Source organism: Dactylosporangium sp. NPDC051484 (assembly GCF_040689395.1).
Lineage (GTDB): Bacteria > Actinomycetota > Actinomycetes > Mycobacteriales > Micromonosporaceae > Dactylosporangium.
Genome location: NZ_JBFAZX010000002.1, coordinates 205176 through 222907, shown reverse-complemented (window position 1 = coordinate 222907; position 17732 = coordinate 205176). Strand labels below are relative to the sequence as shown.

20 protein-coding genes are annotated in these 17732 nt (G+C 68.5%); 18 read left to right on the top strand and 2 right to left on the bottom strand.

Annotated elements, in window-relative coordinates:
• Positions 1-40: 40 nt before the first annotated feature.
• The 8 genes from AB0367_RS04975 (at position 41) to AB0367_RS04940 (ending at position 6746) form a co-directional block, all read left to right on the top strand.
• A complete protein-coding gene (locus AB0367_RS04975; protein ID WP_366224854.1) occupies positions 41-898 on the top strand; it encodes an enoyl-CoA hydratase/isomerase family protein in 858 nt (285 codons plus the stop codon).
• A gap of 23 nt (positions 899-921) precedes the next feature.
• Positions 922-1707, top strand: a complete 786-nt coding sequence (locus tag AB0367_RS04970; RefSeq protein ID WP_366224853.1) for an enoyl-CoA hydratase-related protein — start codon at positions 922-924, stop codon at positions 1705-1707.
• Between the two features lie 31 nt (positions 1708-1738).
• Positions 1739-2923, top strand: coding sequence for an FAD-dependent oxidoreductase (locus AB0367_RS04965; RefSeq protein WP_366224852.1), 1185 nt, complete (start codon positions 1739-1741; stop codon positions 2921-2923).
• Positions 2924-3075: 152 nt separating this feature from the next.
• On the top strand, positions 3076-4296 hold the full coding sequence (locus tag AB0367_RS04960) for a cytochrome P450 (protein ID WP_366224851.1): 1221 nt from the start codon (positions 3076-3078) through the stop codon (positions 4294-4296).
• A gap of 43 nt (positions 4297-4339) precedes the next feature.
• Entirely contained in the window at positions 4340-5164 is an 825-nt protein-coding gene (locus AB0367_RS04955) for an SDR family NAD(P)-dependent oxidoreductase (RefSeq protein ID WP_366224850.1), read from the top strand.
• A gap of 55 nt (positions 5165-5219) precedes the next feature.
• Positions 5220-5435, top strand: a complete 216-nt coding sequence (locus AB0367_RS04950; protein ID WP_366224849.1) for a hypothetical protein — start codon at positions 5220-5222, stop codon at positions 5433-5435.
• Complete coding sequence (locus AB0367_RS04945) at positions 5435-5590, top strand: hypothetical protein (protein ID WP_366224848.1); 156 nt, start codon at positions 5435-5437, stop codon at positions 5588-5590. The genes AB0367_RS04950 and AB0367_RS04945 overlap by 1 nt, the downstream gene beginning before the upstream one ends.
• 13 nt (positions 5591-5603) lie before the next feature.
• Positions 5604-6746 (top strand): alpha-hydroxy acid oxidase, encoded by a 1143-nt coding sequence (locus tag AB0367_RS04940; protein ID WP_366224847.1) that lies wholly within the window; start codon positions 5604-5606, stop codon positions 6744-6746.
• 23 nt (positions 6747-6769) lie between these two features.
• Here the strand turns inward: AB0367_RS04940 and AB0367_RS04935 are convergent, their stop codons facing one another.
• Both AB0367_RS04935 and AB0367_RS04930 read right to left on the bottom strand, forming a co-directional pair.
• Positions 6770-7465 (bottom strand): GntR family transcriptional regulator, encoded by a 696-nt coding sequence (locus tag AB0367_RS04935; protein WP_366224846.1) that lies wholly within the window; start codon positions 7463-7465, stop codon positions 6770-6772.
• Between the two features lie 87 nt (positions 7466-7552).
• Positions 7553-8659 (bottom strand): CoA transferase, encoded by a 1107-nt coding sequence (locus AB0367_RS04930; RefSeq protein WP_366224845.1) that lies wholly within the window; start codon positions 8657-8659, stop codon positions 7553-7555.
• Positions 8660-8946: 287 nt separating this feature from the next.
• On the opposite strand from AB0367_RS04930, the gene AB0367_RS04925 reads away from it, so the two are divergent.
• The 10 genes from AB0367_RS04925 (at position 8947) to AB0367_RS04880 (ending at position 17650) form a co-directional block, all read left to right on the top strand.
• A complete protein-coding gene (locus tag AB0367_RS04925; protein WP_366224844.1) occupies positions 8947-10080 on the top strand; it encodes a serine hydrolase domain-containing protein in 1134 nt (377 codons plus the stop codon).
• Positions 10080-10403 (top strand): 2Fe-2S iron-sulfur cluster-binding protein, encoded by a 324-nt coding sequence (locus AB0367_RS04920; RefSeq protein WP_366224843.1) that lies wholly within the window; start codon positions 10080-10082, stop codon positions 10401-10403. Before AB0367_RS04925 ends, AB0367_RS04920 begins: the two co-directional genes overlap by 1 nt.
• 51 nt (positions 10404-10454) lie before the next feature.
• Complete coding sequence (locus AB0367_RS04915) at positions 10455-10748, top strand: Dabb family protein (protein ID WP_366224842.1); 294 nt, start codon at positions 10455-10457, stop codon at positions 10746-10748.
• A 33-nt stretch (positions 10749-10781) separates the two neighbouring features.
• Complete coding sequence (locus AB0367_RS04910) at positions 10782-11117, top strand: 2Fe-2S iron-sulfur cluster-binding protein (RefSeq protein ID WP_366224841.1); 336 nt, start codon at positions 10782-10784, stop codon at positions 11115-11117.
• A gap of 528 nt (positions 11118-11645) precedes the next feature.
• Entirely contained in the window at positions 11646-13247 is a 1602-nt protein-coding gene (locus AB0367_RS04905) for a thiamine pyrophosphate-binding protein (protein WP_366224840.1), read from the top strand.
• A gap of 59 nt (positions 13248-13306) precedes the next feature.
• Complete coding sequence (locus AB0367_RS04900; protein ID WP_366224839.1) at positions 13307-14386, top strand: ABC transporter substrate-binding protein; 1080 nt, start codon at positions 13307-13309, stop codon at positions 14384-14386.
• Positions 14387-14407: 21 nt separating this feature from the next.
• Positions 14408-15226: an ABC transporter ATP-binding protein gene (locus tag AB0367_RS04895; protein ID WP_366224838.1), complete on the top strand. Its 819-nt coding sequence runs from the start codon at positions 14408-14410 to the stop codon at positions 15224-15226.
• 73 nt (positions 15227-15299) lie between these two features.
• Positions 15300-16046: an ABC transporter permease gene (locus AB0367_RS04890; RefSeq protein WP_366224837.1), complete on the top strand. Its 747-nt coding sequence runs from the start codon at positions 15300-15302 to the stop codon at positions 16044-16046.
• Entirely contained in the window at positions 16031-16810 is a 780-nt protein-coding gene (locus AB0367_RS04885) for an ABC transporter permease (protein WP_366224836.1), read from the top strand. Before AB0367_RS04890 ends, AB0367_RS04885 begins: the two co-directional genes overlap by 16 nt.
• 54 nt (positions 16811-16864) lie before the next feature.
• Positions 16865-17650, top strand: a complete 786-nt coding sequence (locus tag AB0367_RS04880) for an aldolase/citrate lyase family protein (protein ID WP_366224835.1) — start codon at positions 16865-16867, stop codon at positions 17648-17650.
• Positions 17651-17732: the final 82 nt, after the last annotated feature.

Sequence of the window (17732 nt, the reverse complement as noted above, 5' to 3'; positions counted from 1 at the left end):
GATGGGATACGGTATCCGAACTTCCGAAGGGGGCCTTGACGTGCAGCTTGCGAAACCGCACCCGATTCCCGACACCCAGGACGCCGCCCGGCTGATCGACGAGATGACCAACGGTCATCTGCGCTGGGCCGCCGGGGACGACGGCGTCGTCCGCCTGACCCTGAACCGTCCCGACAAGCTCAACGCGATCAATCGGGACATGGTGCGCGGCCTCCGCGCCGCGGTTCGGCTCGCGGAGGAGGACCCCGATGTCCGTGTCCTGATCGTGGCCGGCGAGGGCCGGGTGTTCAGTGCGGGTGGCGACCTTGCCGAGGTTAGCGCGCTCGTGCGGGATCGAGACGCCTTCGACGGCTTCCTCGACGAGTGGCACGACGCCTTCGACGCGATCGAGGCCTGCAGCAAGCCGGTCATCGGGCAGGTCCACGGCGTGGCGCTGGCGGGAGGGTTCGAGCTGCTGCAGGTGTGCGACGTCGTCATCGCCGCCCGTTCGGCCCGCCTGGGCGACCAGCACGCGCGGTTCGGGCTGTTCCCCGCCGGGGGAGGAACACAGCGCCTGGCGCGGCTCATCGGCCTGCGGCGAGCCACGTGGATGCTGGTCACCGGCGAGGCGATCGACGCCGACACGGCGGAGCGCTTCGGTCTGGTGAATCGAGTCGTCGACGACGGCGAGCTGGCGGCCGTGGTGGACGAAACCGCGCGGACGCTGAACCGGCTGAGTCCACGCGCGACGGCGGCGATCAAGGCTTCCCTCCGCTTGGGGGAGGGGCTGGAGGTGCACCAGGCGCTGCGCGCGGAGCGACCGCTGGCCCTCGACCACATGGCTTCCGACGACGCCCAGATCGGGTTTGAGGCGTTCCGGCAGCGCCGGGAGCCCGACTTCGGCGCCGGCCCACGATGACGAAATTACCCGAGGAGCCGATCATGGAACTGAGCGACATCCTGTACGAGGTCAAGGACAGCGTCGCCCGCATCACGATCAACCGTCCGGAGAAGCGCAACGCCTTCCGTGAGGAGACGCTCGACGAGCTCATCTGGGCCTTCGGTCAGGCCGAGGCGGACCGCACCGTCGGCGTGATCGTCCTGACGGGCGCCGGCGATCGAGCGTTCTGTTCCGGCGGGGACATCGCCTGGGAGGACGCGTCCGACCCGGTCGGGGCCGCGCGGATGAACCGCCGCACCAGTGTCCTCTCGATGATCATGCGAGGGTGCGGCAAGCCGGTGATCGCCCGCGTGCAAGGCTACGCGGTCGGTGGCGGCAACGAGTTGCAGATGATCTGCGATCTCACCATCGCCACCAGCGACTCCAAGTTCGGCCAGTCGGGTCCGAAGATGGGCAGCGTCCCGGTCTGGTGGGGCACGCAGCTGCTGCCGCGCATCGTCGGTGAGCGCCGCGCCCGCGAGATCGTCATGCTGTGCGAGCCGATCACCGCCCAGGAGGCGAAGGCCATCGGCCTGATCAACAAGGTCGTGGCGCCCGAAGAGCTGGACGCCGCCGTCGACGCGTGGTGCGAGCGCCTGCTGTCGCTCAGCCCCCAGGCCCTCCGCGTCGCGAAGCTCTCCCTCAACTTCGAATCCGATCAGCTGTGGGCGTCGGTACAGCACGGCCAGCAGATGATCAACTTCATCCACGGGACCGACGAGTTCCACGAGGGGACGTCGGCCTTCCTCGAGAAGCGCCCGGCGGACTTCGCCAGGTTCCGTCGCTAGGAGGCGCTGGTGCAGCACACGCGAGCAGATCATGAGTGAGTCCCCGGTCGTCATCGTCGGAGCCGGGCACGCCGGCTTCACGCTGGCACTCATGCTCCGCGCGCGGGGATGGGAAGGCGGCGTCGTCCTCGTCAGCGACGAGGACGAGCTGCCCTACCAGCGACCGCCGCTCAGCAAGGAATACCTGCACGCCGGGCAGGACGAGGAAGAGACGCGGTTCCGCCCGGCCGCGTTCTACAGTGAGCAACGTATCGAGCTCGTCCTCGGCGCCCGGGTCGTCGAGATCGACCGCGCCGGCCGCAACGTCGTCTTCGCCGACGGCACGCGCCGATCGTTCGCTCACCTGGTGCTGGCGACCGGAGCGCGGGCGCGCGAGCTGCGCGTGCGGGGCTACGACGCCGACGGTGTGGTGTCGCTGCGGACCCGGCCCGAGGCGGTCGACCTGCGGGCGCGCCTGGACGCCGCCAGGAGCGTGGCGGTCGTGGGTGGCGGGTTCATCGGGCTCGAGGTCGCTGCCGCCTCGGCCGAACTCGGGTTGCGGGTGACCGTCCTCGAGGCGCAACCGCGGCTCATGGCGCGGTCGCTGTCGCACGACATGGCCGAGCATCTGCTCGCGCTGCATCGCCGGGCCGGGGTTGACGTCCGGCTCTCGTCCGCCGTCGACGCGATCGCGACGGAGGGCGGGCGCGTCACCGGTGTGCTGACGCGGGAACCGGACACTGTGCCGGCCGACATCGTCGTCGTCGGTATCGGCGCGGTGCCCAATGACGAGCTCGCCGCCTCGTGCGGACTGCCGGTCCGCGACGGCGTCCTGGTCGACGCCCAGCTGCTGACCGCGGATCCGGCGATCTCGGCGATCGGCGACTGCGCTCGCTTCCCCGGTCCCGGGCCCGACGGGGCGGGCTGGCGGCTGGAGTCCGTGCAGAACGCGACCGACCAGGCGCGGTACGTCGCAGATCGCCTGATCAACGGCTCGACGCAGCCGTACTGGGCGGTCCCGTGGTTCTGGACGGAGCAGTTCGGCCAGAAGCTGCAGATAGCCGGGCTCGCCGCGGGCTACGACGAGCTGCGGACCGAGCGCGTCCGGGAGGACAAGTTCTCGGTGTACTGCTCGCGCGGCGGCACGCTGCTCGCCTGCGAATCGATCAATGCGCCGGGAGATCATCTCCGGGCGCGCAAGGCGCTGGCCGCCGCGCTCACCAATGGCGGCGGCTGAGCCCAGCTCAATGGACAACCCTGACGAACCTTGCCAAACAGGGTTCGCTGAGTAAGGTATCCCGTATACAGAGCGCCGAAGTGTGGACCGATGGTGCCACGGCGCGTTCGCGGATGATGCGACGTCGCGTCCCCGTCGACAGGAGAGTTCGCATGGCCGAGGCCGAAAAGCAGGAACTGGTCGATGTCGTCGGTCAGTGCCCGTATGACTACTACCAAGCGACGCGCCAGCGTGGTCCGGTGTCCTGGGAGCCCCGCACCGGCTACTGGGTGGCGTCGACCTACTCGTCGGTCAGCCAGATCCTCGCCGACGAGGACGCCTTCCCCCGCCTGACACCCGCCGAAATCGTGTCCGAGGAGCGGTACGAGCGGATCATCGCCACGCCGACGTTCCTGCGCGGCCAGGAACGGCTGCAGCACCACCGGTGGTGGCTCGAGATCTTCAACCCGAAGAACCTGCAGGCTCTTCGGGCCGGCGTGATCGCTGAGGTGGTCGACGCGACGATCGACGAGTTCGCGTCGCGGGGCAGCGCCGAGCTCGTCCATGACTACACCGAGCCGGTGGCGGACCGGGCCATCGCCGCCGTCCTGGGGCTGCCCTGGCAGGACGAGTCCTGGATGGCCGAGCTGCGCACCAACTTCAACCACATCGAGCACTACAAGAGCTTCATCTACCTCACGCCCGAGGAGTCGAAGCCGTTCGCCGAGCAGGCCCTCGCGGCCACGTACCGGATCGACGATCTGATCCGGCCGTTCATGGATCAGCGTCGGGCACATCCCGACGACACGATCATGAGCCGGGTGCTGCACGACGACGCGATGGCCGACTGGAGCGACGACGAACGGTACGGCCTCGTGCGCACGTTCTTCACGGGCGGCAGCGGTACGACCAGCATCGAGCTCGGCAACGCGATCTACCTGATGCTGAGCACCGAGGGCATGACCGAACGCCTCACCGGTGCCGATCCGAAGGTCGTCGCGAACTTCGTGGAGGAGGCCCTGCGCCTCGTGCCGACCAACCATTACCGGACCCGGGTCGTGCAGGAGGACGTCGAGATCGGCGGCGCTCGGCTGGCGAAGGGGCAGATCGTCGCCCCGCTCATCGCCTCCGGCAACCGGGACGAGTCGCACTACGACCACGCCGACGAGGTCGATCTCGAGCGCAAGAACCCGCGCCAGCACCTGGCCTTCAGCGTGGGCATCGGTGCCTGCGCGGGCTCCGGGCTGGCCCGCGTCGAACTGCAGGAGGGCGTCGCCCGCCTGGTGAACCGTCTCGGCGACCTGCGCCTGGATCCCGCCGCTGAGGCACCGTCCCTCGGCGGGTCCATGTTCCGCCTCTACGCACCCCTGCACGTGCTGTTCCAGGCCCGGTAGGGCATCGCACACCTGACATCAAACCTGTGAAGGGAATGCCGAAGTGGCACGTCTGAAGGACAAGGTCGCCATCATCACCGGCGGTGCCTCCGGCCTCGGTGCGGAGACCTGCAAGCTGTTCGCCGAGGAGGGCGCCCGCGTCGTCGTGGCCGACGTCAGCGTCGATCGTGGCGAGGCCGTCGCGGCCGCCATCCGGGACAAGGGATCCGAGGCGGTCTTCCAGCGGACCGACGTCGCGAGCAGCGAGGACGTGCGCGCGCTGGTGGCGCGCGCCGAGGAGACGTTCGGGCGCCTGGACATCATGGTCGCCAACGCCGGCATCGGCGGTGTGGCCTCCCGCAAGTCCCTCGAGGATCTCGAGGAGGACGAGCTGGAGGAGGTCCTGCAGATCAACCTCAAGGGGCTGTGGCGGTCCCTGAAGTACGCCGCGCCAGCGATTCGCCGGGCCGGTGGCGGTGCGATGACGTCGAGCGCGTCCGTGGCCGGGCTCACCATCCTGGGCGGATCGAACCTGGGCGGCTACACGGCCTCGAAGCACGGCGCGGTCGGCATGACGAAGTTCTTCGCCGCGGAGCTGGCGGCCGATGGCATCCGCGTCAACTGCGTCTGCCCCGGCCGGATGCAGACCAACATCGACGAGAGCTTCGGCTACGACGATGCGCAGCTGCAGGTCGCTCGCGACCGCCGCGAGACCGCGATGCAGACCTCAGGGCTGCGCACCATGGCCCACCCCCGCGAGGTCGCCTACCTGCACCTGTTCTTCTGCTCGGACGAGTCCTCGTTCATCACGGGCCAGGCCATCGAGGCCGACGGCGGCGTCAACCTCTTCATGAACCGAAGCGGCCTTGTGACCAAGAACAGCGAATGACGGGCGATCCCCGTCATTCAGCCGGCGGGGCGGTCCCTCGTACAAGGTCAGCCTGGTGACCAGCTCGATCCAGGAGCTTTTCGGCACGGACGAACCCGCGCTCGGCATGATGCCGCCGCAGCACGTCGTGGACAGCGGGTCGACCCTTTCGGCCGCGGCGGGCGTCGAGGAGATCCTCGACGCCCGCCTGGTCGCGCCGGGCTTCGAGATGCCCGGCTCGCGCTACACCGGCTGGTATCCGCCCCCCCGGACGGGACGGTCGCCGATCTGATGGCCGACGGGGCCTTCGCCGGGCGCATCGGCAGGACCATCCAGGCCTGCTCGCACATCGCATCCGGGACGTTCGCCGATCCGGTTCTGGTGCGGGCCGGCACATTCCGGGCTGATCACCAGGGTATCGGCTCGGTCGAGATTTCTTTCGCGTGATCAGGAGGTCGGCATGGCCAAGCGTGTGACGATCGAGGACTACCGCCGCATCGCGAAGCGTCGCCTGCCCCGCTTCGTCTTCGACTACGTCGACGGCGCGGCCGGCGACGAGTTGACCATGCACGACAACGCCGAGGCGTTCCAGAGGATCCGCCTGTACCCCAACCAGCAGGTCGATGTCAGCCAGCGGTCGACAGCGACCACAGTGCTCGGGCGGCAGGTCGAGATGCCGGTGCTGCTCGCGCCGACCGGGCTCCAGCGACTGGTGCACCGGCGGGCGGATCTTGAGGTCGCCGCCGGGGCCGGGCGCGCTGGGGTCCCGTTCATCGTCAGCGCCTCGACCGCGTTCACGATCGAGGAGATCGCCGCGAACGCCACCGGGGACCTGTGGGTCCAGATATACCCCTGGCGGGACCGCCGGGCCGTCGAGCACGTCGTGAAACGCGCGCTGGACGCCGGATACTCCACGTTGGTGGTCACGGTCGACGTGCCCCTGCTGGGCCGGCGCGAGCGCGACGTGCGCAACGGCATGAGCATCCCGCCCCGCATCACGGCACGCAACATCTACGAAGGCGCTCGGCACCCCCGGTGGGTCACGCATCTGCTGCGCGGGCCCGAGATCACCTTTACGAACTTCTCGAGTTTCGTGCCGGACTCGCGTGGCATGGCGCTGATGTCCTGGGTGAACAACGAGCTGACGAATCCCGGGGCGCAGTGGGACGAGCTGCGCTGGTTGCGCCGCCTCTGGCCGGGTCCGATGGTGGTCAAGGGCATCCTCACCCGGCGCGACGCGCTGCTCGCGGTCGGCGAGGGCGCCGATGCCCTCGTGGTGTCCAACCACGGCGGCCGGCAGCTCGACGGAACGCCCGCGACCGTCGACGTGCTACCGCGAATCGTCGACGCGGTGCCGGACAACGTGGAGGTGCTGCTCGACGGCGGCGTCCGGCGGGGGACCGACGTGCTGAAGGCGCTGGCCCTGGGCGCACGTGCCGTCCTGATCGGCCGGCCCTACTGGTGGGGACTCGCGGCGGGCGGCTCGAAGGGCGTGCACGCCGTGCTGGAGGTCCTGCGTGCCGAGCTCGACATGGCCATGGCCCTGTCGGGCCGACCGACCATCGAGTCGATCGGCCCCGATCTCCTGGCTCCCCCCGACTGACGCGCGCGCCGTCGAGGCGGGTGTCACTGCAACTCGAGTCCCTGCGACGTCAGGTGCTCCACCAGCCCGTGCCCGGATGCGACGATGTGGTCGGTCATCAGCGAGCCGACCTTCTTGTGCTGGCGGCGCCGCATCGCCTCGATGATCGCCTCGTGTTCGGCGTTTGAGTGGCCCGCCCGCTCGGGCATCTCGATGAGGAAGTTGCGCGGCAGATCCACCGAAAGGATCTTGAGGGCGGTCAGCAGCTTCCGCGACCGCGCGAGCCGGTTGATGCTGCGGTGGAACGTCCAGTTGAGCTCGGCCATCGACGCCCGCTCCCCGGCCGCCGCGGCCCCGACCATCCGGTCGTGCAGCGAAGTCAGGTTTTCCAGGTCTTCCGGCGTCGCGTGCTCCGAGGCGCGGGTCGCGGCCATGCCGGCGAGCGTGCCCTCTATGAGGTAGGAGTCGAGGAGGTCGGCGCGGCTCAGCGGCGCGACGATCGTGTGCTGGCCGCGATCCGTGGTCAGCAGCCCCTCGTGGGTGAGCGCCTGCAACGCGTCGCGGATCGGCATCCGGCTCGTTCCGAACCGCTCACAGAGAGGCTGCTGCGACAGGCGGGTGCCCGGCTTGATCGTGCCGAGCAGGATGTCGCGGCGCAACTGGTCGGCGATCTGGCTGCCGAGCAATGAGCGCTGAACCTTGCCGGTCGGCTGGGCCACCATCACGTCAGGCTGCGCCATGGTTCTCCTTGAGTCGATTCGACCATTAACATCGTATACGGTAGCCGCCGATTATGTCAGAATGAAAGAGCGGCATCAATTACATCATTACGGACGCGGGCACCAGATGACGTCCTGCGACGACAATCCGGGCGCGGGGCTGAAGCTACGGCCCACTGAGCCGGGTAGTCGAATGGGACTATTCGGTTGTCGCGAGAGTCCCACGGTGACGATGTTCTCGCCGGCGGTCACATACGGATCGACGGCCACCTCGGCCATGTCGTTGATCGGCGCGTAGCAGACGTTCGCATCGCCGAGCAGCGCGTCCCAATGGTCCCTGTCCGCCGTGGCGAAGAGGGCCGAAAGCTGCTCGATCGTGGCGTCAGGCCGGCTCGCGCGCAACTCGATCAGATCGTCCCGGTCGAGCAACCGGCACAGCCGGCTCCAGAAATGGTCCTCGAGTGCGCCGATGGCGATCCATCGGCCATCGCGGCATTGATACGTCGTGTAGGCGGCGTCGCTGCCCAGGTTGTAGTCGCGTTCCAGGCGTGGCGGATCGACGGCCAGCGCCTTGACCAGCTGCGGGCCGGTCAGCGCGACCGCGGCGCCCAGCAGGCTCACGTCCACGAACCGGCCCTCGCCGCTGCGTTCGCGGTCCAGCAGCGCGGCGAGTATCCCTACCGTGGCGTGCAGGCCGGCGGAGATGTCGGCGATGGGTGACCCGACCGGCACGGGCGCCCCGGCCGACTCCCTGACCTGACCGAGGAAGCCGGCGCGGGCCAGGAAGTTGATGTCGTGCCCGGGCGCGCCGGGGTTGTGACCGTGCTGCCCGGCGACGGAGATCGAGCAGTACACGACGCGGGGGTTGAGGGCGCGGCAGGTCTCGTAGTCGAAGCCGAGCCGGGCCGCGACGCCGACGGTGAACCCCTCCACGATGACGTCGCAGCCGGTGACGAGGGCGTGCAGCCGCTCGCGGTCCGCGTCGTCCTTCAGGTTCAGCTGGATGCTTCGCTTGTTGCGGCCCACCCAGGCGTGCAGCGCGCTGTCGTCCCCGACTCGCGGCTCGATGTGCCGGCCCGGTTCGCCTCCCGGCCGTTCGACGTGGATCACGTCCGCCCCGAGATCGGCCAGCAGCAGCGTGGCGTAGGGTCCGGGGAGGTACGTGGTCAGGTCGAGCACCCGGACTCCTGCCAGCGGTGCACTGCCGGATGTCATGCCGATCGTCCAACCTTCACCGTCGAGGGTACTTCCGGTTGCGCCCGTGTTCGTGCCCGTGGAAGCTGGACTGGGCTGTCGTATCCTGTATACACTTTACCTGGACGTCGGTGCCCGGACAAGCAGTTGATGCGGCACACGGTCCACCACAGACCGGATTCGGCTCGCCGCCGGTCTTCGTCCGCTTCGCTGAGACCCCCGGACGAGCAATTCGACGACTCGGTGACCGCCCTCGATCCGCCGATCGGGGCCGCGGGCCGGCAATGCCAATGTGAAGGGAGTTCCACATGGGTGGACAGCGTGACCTCCAGGCCGCGCTGGAGACCGCGATCGAGCGCGGCGAGCGCGGTGTGCAGATCGCGGCCTACATCGGCGAGGAACTCGTGCTGGATGCAAGCATCGGCACCGCGGACGACGCCGGCACGCCGGTCACCAGCGAGACGCTCTTCCCGATCTTCTCCGTGACCAAGGGGCTCGTCGCGACGGCGCTGCACATCCAGGCCGAGCGCGGTTACGTGGACTATGAAGCGCCGGTCGCGACGTACTGGCCGGAGTTCGCCGCCAACGGCAAGGACGCCATCCGCGTCCGCGACGTGCTCGTCCACCAGTCCGGGGTGCCGCAGATGCCGGAGGGCACGACGCCGCAACGGCTGCAGGACTGGCAATGGTGCGTCGATGGGCTCGCCAGGCTCACGCCGCTGTTTCCAGCGGGCACGAGCGCGTACGCCTCGATCAGCTACGGCTGGCAGGTCGGCGAGATCGTTCGCCGCACCGACCCCAAGGGCCGCAGCTTCGCCGAGTTCGCGCGCGACGAGATCTTCCAGCCGCTGGGCATCGAGGACTACTACCTCGGCATGGGCGGGCGGAACCACGACCGTGTGGCCACCCTTTACTCCGCCGGCAACCTCAGGCCGCAGGCGAGCCAGTACCGCGAGCTAGCCATGCCCCCGAACATCACGCCCGGCCCGCTCTGGAACGACCCGACGTTCTACGACGCGGTCATCCCCGGCGCCGGCGGGATCGCCAACGCCAAGGCCGTCGCACGCTTCTTCGCCCTGCTGGCCAACCGCGGCGAGTTCAACGGTCACCGGCTGCTCAGTGCCGACCGGGTCATGTCCTTCACCCAGCCGCGCCCGAACCCGCACGCCTGGGACGAGGTGCTCGGCCAGGTGCCCTGGGTCGGCACGGGAGGCTTCTGGCTCGGCGGCGACTCACCACCTGCCGAGCCGATCATCGGCACGAGCCCGCGGATCCTGTCGAGCAACGGCGCGGGCGGGACGATCGCGTGGGCCGACCCCGACACCGGGCTCGCGGTGGCCATCTGCCACAACCGCATGTTCCGGATCAACCCGTCCCTGCCCCCGGACGAGCACCCGTTCACGCAGCTGGGTGCCGTGGCTCGGTCTTTGAAGGAGTCGTAGTGCCCAAGGTGACTTACGTCCAGCCGGACGGCAGCGCGGAAAGCCATGAGGTGCCCGCCGGGAAGTCGCTCATGCTCGCGGCCATCTCGAACAACGTTTCCGGAATCCTCGGCGAGTGCGGCGGCCAGGCCATGTGCGCCACCTGCCACGTCTACGTCGACGAGGAGTTTCTGGACCGGCTCGCGCCCGTGTCGGAAGACGAGGACGAGATGCTCGATGCGACGACGTCGCAGCGGCTGCCGAACAGCCGGCTGTCCTGCCAGCTCATCTGCGGTCCGGAACTCGACGGGCTGGTCGTGACGCTCCCCGAAGACCAGGCCTGAGTCCCGGCTCTGACCGTTCCGCCGCTCAGCCGCCCGATCACTGGAGGAAGCATGTTCAGGCACGTGGTGCTCATCAAGTTCAAGCCGGACGTGACGCCGGAGCAGATCGAGCAGCTGACGAATCGGCTTGAGTCCGTCAGCGACGCGATCCCGCAGGTGCGTGCCGTGGCCTGCGGCAGCGACCGCGGGCTGATCCAGGGCAGCAGCGACTTCGCCATCGTCGTCGACTTCGACTCGATCGACGACTACAACGTGTACCTGCGGCACGACGACCACGTCGCGCTGGCGGGCTTGCTCGGTCCGCTCGTCGAGTCGCGCGCTGTGGTCGACTACGAGTTCCACTGATCCCGTCGACACTGTGTCCGGTCTGGATCGTCCATGGCGGTGGTGACGTTCGTACCGCCGGTCGGCGCGCCGATCACGGCCTCGGCACCGACCGGCGCCAACCTCCTGAGCGTCGCGATGGCCTACGGCGTGGGCGGTCTCGTCGCCGAGTGCGGCGGCGACGCCGTATGCGGGACGTGTCATGTCTTCGTCAGCGGGATCGAACCGCAACGGCTCGGTGCGATGAGCGAGGCCGAGGACGAACTCCTCGACGACGCGGCGGCGCCCCGCCGCGCGAACAGCCGGCTCGCCTGCCAGCTTGCCGTGCCTGCCGAGCCCGGCCCGATCGTCGTGACGGTCGCCGCCGAACAGTGGCGAACCATGCCGTGAGGCGCGAGCACTGAACGTTGTTCGTGCTCGCGACGGCGCTTGCGATGGGCTTGCGACGGGACTCACCCGTCGCAAGCCCATCGGCATTGGTGCGCCCCGGATCCCCGCTGCGCACCATCTCCGGCGCCGGTCGCCGGCCTGCCCCGGTCCACTGCAAAACCTGGCTCATAACGGTTCGGAGACGGGCGTGCTACCGCCTTGCTCCTACACTGATTACGGGATACCGTATTCCGTGCTGTGGTGAGACGCCGATCACACGCTTTGGGTGCGCCGGCCACATGTCCAACTGGACGGATGGCAGCACTAACGCACGGAGTTCGACTGCTGAGTCGCCCCTTTTATGATCGGCTTGAGGCCGGACATGCAGGGCGGACTTGGCGCCGCAATGCCTTGCTAACGGGTTTGTAACCGTATACCGTATTCAAAATCGCCAACAGAAAAGGGCCAGACGTTGATGGGGCAGATCGTGGCGCCGTCACTTCAGGGCACCCGGGCGCTTCGGCGGGCGCCGAAACGAGGATGGTACTGATGCTTGTTCATGAGGCGCTTGCGAGAGGGCTGGGCGCGCTCGGCGTTACGCACGTCTTCGGCGTCATGGGTGATGCCAACCTGTTCATTATCGACAGCTTCACGCGGACCGTTGGCGGGACCTACGTTCCCACGGCGAGTGAGGGCAGTGCGGTACTGGCCGCGATGGGCTACGCCCAGGCGTCGGGCGGACTCGGGGTGGCCACCGTGACACACGGGCCGGGGCTCACCAACACCCTCACCGCGCTGGTCGAAGGGTCGCGGAGCCGGACTCCGATGCTCCTGCTGGCGGGCGACACACCCGCGGACAGCGTCAACCACATCCAGAACATCGGCCAGCCCGAGGTCGCGGATGCCGCGGAGGTCGGGTTCCAGCAGGTCCGGTCGGTGCAGAGCGCGGTCGCGGATCTCATCGAAGCGGCTCGGCGGGCCCTGAGCGAGCGCCTGCCGGTGGTGGTCAACATCCCGATCGACCTGCAGTGGCAGGACGCCGGTGACGACCCTGACCTGCGTGTCGCTGCAGATGCCGAGCCGGTCCAGGCAACCCCCGAGCTGATCGAGGACGGCGTCGCCGTCATCGCGTCGGCGAACCGGCCGATCGTGCTGGCGGGCCGCGGCGCGTCCGACGCCAGGACGAAGGCGGCCCTGGTCAAGCTCGCTCAGCGCATCGGAGCCCCGTTGGCGACGACGCTGCGCGGCAAGGACCTCTTCGCCGGTGAACCGTCTGCCATCGGTATCTTCGGCACCCTGTCCGACGAGCGGGCGCTCGAGGTCATCGGGCGCGCGGACTGCGTCATCGCTTTCGGCTGCGGGCTCAACATGTGGACGTCCGCCGAGGGGGCGCTGCTCCAGGGCAAGCGCATCGTTCATGTGAACACCGACCCTGGCGCGTTGAACCGCTACAGTGCGGTGACCGTCGCCATTCCGGGCGACGCCGCGAGCGTGGCGAGTGCCTTCGTCGCGTTGCTGGACGAGGGCGAGATCGACGCCACCCGATTCTCGCAAGACATCCGGCCAGCCGAGCAGCCGGTCGAACAGCCCGCCGGGGATGAGGATGGCAAGGGCACGCTCGCTCTGCGGGTGGCGCTCGATCTCGTCGACCGTGGCTTCCCGTCGGAGCGCACCCTGGTCATCGACAACGGGCGCTTCATCCACCAGGCATTCACCAGGCTGCACGTGCCCGAGCCGAAGGCGTACGTGCACGCGGTCAACTTCGGTTCCCTCGGGCTCGCGATGGGCACCGCACTCGGCGCCTCGTACGCCAACCCGGATCGGCCCGTCCTCGTGGCGTGCGGCGACGGCGGCTTCGCCATGGGCGGCCTGTCCGATCTGACGTTCATAGCTCAACAGCACCGCAACATCACCGTGGTGATCTTCAACGACAGCGCCTACGGCGCGGAGTACGTCCAACTGGCCAACCGGGGGATGGATCCCAGCGCGACGACGTTCGTGTGGCGGGACTTCGGCCCGGTTGCGGAGGCGCTCGGCGCCATCGGGTTCACGGTTCGATCGGAGCAGGAACTGCGCCACGCCCTGGAGCGTGCGAGCGCCACCGATGGACCGAAGCTCATCGACATCAGGATCGAGACCAAGTACGTCTAGCGAGCGCCCCGGCCATCTCTGCGAGATGGCCGCGGCGACACTCGGCTTCAGGGAGCGACATGAGTCCTTTGACAGCGCGTTCCCGGCGGCTTATGGCCGCCGTGGCCGCGGTAGCAGTCCTCGCCACTGCCGGCTGTGCGAGCGGCAAGGACAGTAAGAGCACCGGCAGTGCGGCGAAGGCGCCCGCGAGTCTGGTCATTTCCAGCAGCGGCAACTATCTGACCAGCTTCGCGCCGCTGTGGGCGGCGGAGCCTGATTTCAAGGCCATCGAAACCAAGTACAACACCAAGGTCAGCTTCGAGCCGTTCAACAAGGGCTCCGATGCGTTCACCGCACTGCTTGGCGGATCCGCGCAGATCTGCAACTGCGGCGCGACCACCGGCCTGACGGCCGCCATCGCCGGCAAGGAAGTCCGCTACATCGGCAACATCTTCAAGGGCACCGGCCAGGTCGTCGTGGCGGCCAAGAAGTACGAGGCCAGCCATGGCAGCGACGTGGCCAAGTTCGCCAATGCCACGTTCGGCTTCACCTCACCCGGTTCCGGCAGCCAGGTCGCCGCGCAGAAGGTCGCCGAGCACTTCGGCCTCAACTGGGGCGCCACGAAGCAGCTGGCGCTCGGATCGACCACCGCCTACTCGCCGGCGTTGGCCGCCGGTCGCGTCGACATCGTCGTGATGGAGGTGCCCACCGCGATCAAGGCCGTGGAAGAGGGTGTCGGCTACATCGTCGCCGACCTGAGCGACCCGGCGAAGGCCGCCCCGCTGATCGGCAACATCATCGGTGCCGGCCTGGTGACGACGAAGAAGTTCATGGACGAGTACCCCGAGCTGACGCAGGACGTCATCAACGCGCTCGCCAGCGGCATCAACCGTGTGAAGAAGACGCAGGACCCGGCCGCCGCGTACGCGGCTCTGCCCGACGCGTACAAGAAGGTCAACCCGGACGAGAAGGTGTTCGCCAAGCAGTGGCCGTACATCTACCCGTCGTTCGCTGCCACCGACGGCACCGTCGATGACAAGGAAATCGCGGACACCTTCAACCTGGGCGGCTTCAGTGCCCAGGACGCGAGCGGTGCTCAGGCCAAGGCCTACTTCGACAACACCCTGGCGAAGCGCGCCGCGGAAACCGCGCACAAGTAGCGAACCGTACGGAGGCTCGAGATGACGACAACTGTTCAGGGATCGCGAGCGGACACCCACGCGATCAAGCTCTCCGGGGTGAAGCGGTCGTACCCGACCGCCAAAGGCGAGTTCGTAGCGGTCAAGGACGTCAACCTGACCGTCGCAAGCGGCGAGTTCGTCTCGGTCGTGGGTCCGAGCGGGTGTGGCAAGTCCACGCTGCTCGGCCTGCTGGCCGGCCTGGCCAAGCCCGCGGCCGGAACGGTCGAGACGCTGGGCCACCCGGTGCGCGGCGTGAACACCGAGGTTGGCTTCATCTTCCAGCGCGACGCGCTGCTGCCGTGGCGCACGGCGGAGCAGAACGTCGCACTGCCGCTGCGCTACCACGGCATGTCCAAGCGGGACGCGTTGCGTGAGGCGCGGGCGTGGCTGGCGCGGGTGAAGCTCGACGGTTTCGGCGAGCGGTACCCGCACCAGCTCTCCGGCGGCATGCGCAAACGGGTCGCCATCGCCGCGTCGCTGGCGTACCAGCCGAAGATCATTCTGATGGACGAGCCGTTCAGCGCCCTCGACGTGCAGACCCGCACGATCATGGAGGACGACCTCCTCGTCCTCTGGCAGGAGTACCGGCCCTCGGTCATCTTCATCACCCACGACCTCGAGGAGGCGGTGGGCCTGTCCGACCGCGTCCTCGTCATGAGCGCGTCGCCAGGAACCATCGTCGGCGAGTTCACGATCGACCTGCCGAGGCCGCGCAACCTCCTGGAACTGCGCTACGACGAGCGGTTCAACGAGATCTCGCACGAGATCTGGGAGCGTTTGCGCAAGGAGGTGCTGCGCACCAATGGCGACAAGCGTTGAGCCCGTAAGCCGGCGCTTCGGCGTTGGACGTCGCGGCCGCGGCCGTGGCACGAGCGGGCGTACGGGCCGGATGATGGCGGCGGTCTGGATCGTCCGCCTGGTCATCCTGGCCACCGCGATCGGCGGATGGCAGCTGCTCACCGCGGACCTGCGCTGGAGCCTGCTGTTCGGCCGGCCGACCGAGGTGGTCAGCCTGGTCCGTGAGTGGCTCGTCGACCCGACGTTCTGGGCGGACGCCGGCGTCACGCTGGCGGAGACGGTGACGGGATATGCCCTGGGCGTGGCGGCGGCGATCGTCCTGATCGCCGTCATCATCCCCTTCCCCGCGGTGGGCCGGTTCCTGTCGCCGTTCATCGCGATCGTGAACTCGCTGCCCAAGATCGCCTTGGCCCCGGTGTTCATCGTCTGGTTCGGCATCAGCTTCCAGTCGAAGACCTACTTCATCGCCGTCGCGATGTTCTTCGTCGTGTTCTACGGCGTCTACTCGGGCCTGAACAACATCGACCGGACCATGGTCGACAACCTTCTGGTGATGGGCGCCTCAGGACTCGAGCGGGTCCGGGACGTCTACGTGCCGGCGACCGCCGGCTGGCTCATCTCGAGCCTGCGGGTCTCGGTGGCCTGGGCGCTGACCGCGGCCGTCATCTCCGAGTACATCGCGTCGAACCAGGGCCTCGGGCACCGGATCGCCCTCGGCCAGCAGGCGCTCAACCCCAACGCCGTCGTCGGCGGGATGTTCGTGGTGGCCGTCGTGTCACTGACCGCGGACCGCCTGCTGACGCTGATCGACAAGAGGTTCCAGCAGTGGCGACTCTCGTAAAGCTGCGCATGCCGCTGTTGCAGGTGGCCGCCGTGCTCGCCCTCCTCGGGCTCTGGCACTGGGGCACGGTCAGCGGCGTGCTGGACACGTTCGTCGTCGGCACGCCGGGGGAGACGCTCGGCCAGCTGTGGAACTGGACCGCCGACGGCACACTGCTGCGATCGTCGCTGTCCACCCTGCAGGTGCTCCTGCTGGGGTGGGGTATCGGCACGGTGATCGGCGTGATCGTCGGCGCGATGATCGGCCTCAACGAGTTCCTCCGGCTCGTGACCGACCCGTTCATCACGTTCTTCAACGGGATGCCCCGCCTGATCCTCTATCCGTTCCTCGCGGTCTGGCTCGGCTTCGGGCTGCAGTCCAAGATCTTGCTCGTCGTGCTGGTCATCGTCGTCGTCGTCATCACGATCGTCGCCTCTGGCTTCCGTGACGTGGACCCCGATCTGATCAGCAACTCGAAGCTCATGGGCGCCCGGCGGATCGACATCGCGCGGAACGTCTACGCGCCAGCGCTGGCGACCTGGCTGATCGGCTCGGCACGCGTCACGCTGGGCTACGCGTTCCAGGCGTCGATCACCGCGGAGTTCATCGGTGCCAGCAAGGGTCTCGGATACCTCGTGGTATTCGGTGAATCCCGGTTCAACATGAACGAGATCTGGGCCGCCCTGGCCGCCGTCGTCGCGATCGCCTGGGCGCTCGACGGGCTCATCGGGTTGTGGGAACGGCGGGCCACGCGCTGGTCGGGCGTCGGCGCGGGTGCACGGTGACCGGGACCAACGAGCGGGACAGGCCGTCTCGCAGGACATGGCAGGAGTGGATCAGTGCGTGACAATCGTTTGCTCAGCTCGCTGCGCGCGGGCGAGGCGTCCATCGGAACCCTGATGACCATCCCGGACCTCCTTGTGGCCGAGGTGATGGGGAACGCGGGCGTCGACTTCCTCGCGGTGGACACCGAGCACTCGCCGATGACGACCGAGCAGCTGCACGGGGTGCTCACGGCGTTGTACCCGACCGAGTCGACGGTGCTGGTCCGTGTGCCGGCCCACGGCGACGTCTACATCAAGCAGGCGCTCGACCTGGGCGCCGAGGGCGTGATCGTGCCCTCGGTGAACACCGCCGCGGAATGTCGCACGGCGGTGGCCTCCGCGCGCTATGCGCCCGTTGGGAGCCGGGGCTTCGGCCCCCGGCGGGCGAGCCGGCTGCACGGCGACCGAGCCGACTACCTCGCGCGCGCCAACGGGCAGATCGCGGTGCTGGCCATGATCGAGACCGGCGAGGCCGTCGAGGCCATCGACGAGATTCTGGCGACGGGCGGGCTCGACGGCATCATGGTGGGCCCGTTCGATCTGGCCGTCTCGCTCGGCCACCTCGGCGACCCGGAGCACCCGGCGGTCGAGGAGGCGATCCAGAAGGTCCTCGTCGCCTGCCAGGGCAGCGGCGTGCCGTTCGGCATCTTCAGCAACACGCCCGCGGCGACCCAGAAATGGGTCTCGCGCGGCGCGCTGATCGCCACGCTCGGTTCCGACCTGCAGTACCTCGACGCGGGCATCGCTCGGACCAAAGCCGACCTCGCTGCGGTGAAGGGCGCCTCCCGCAAGGAGTCGTAGCGTGTTCGTCATGCCGCTACCTACGCGGTAGGCAGTGAGGTCCGGAAAAGCAGCGACGTGCAGCGACCCCGCGGATGGGGTC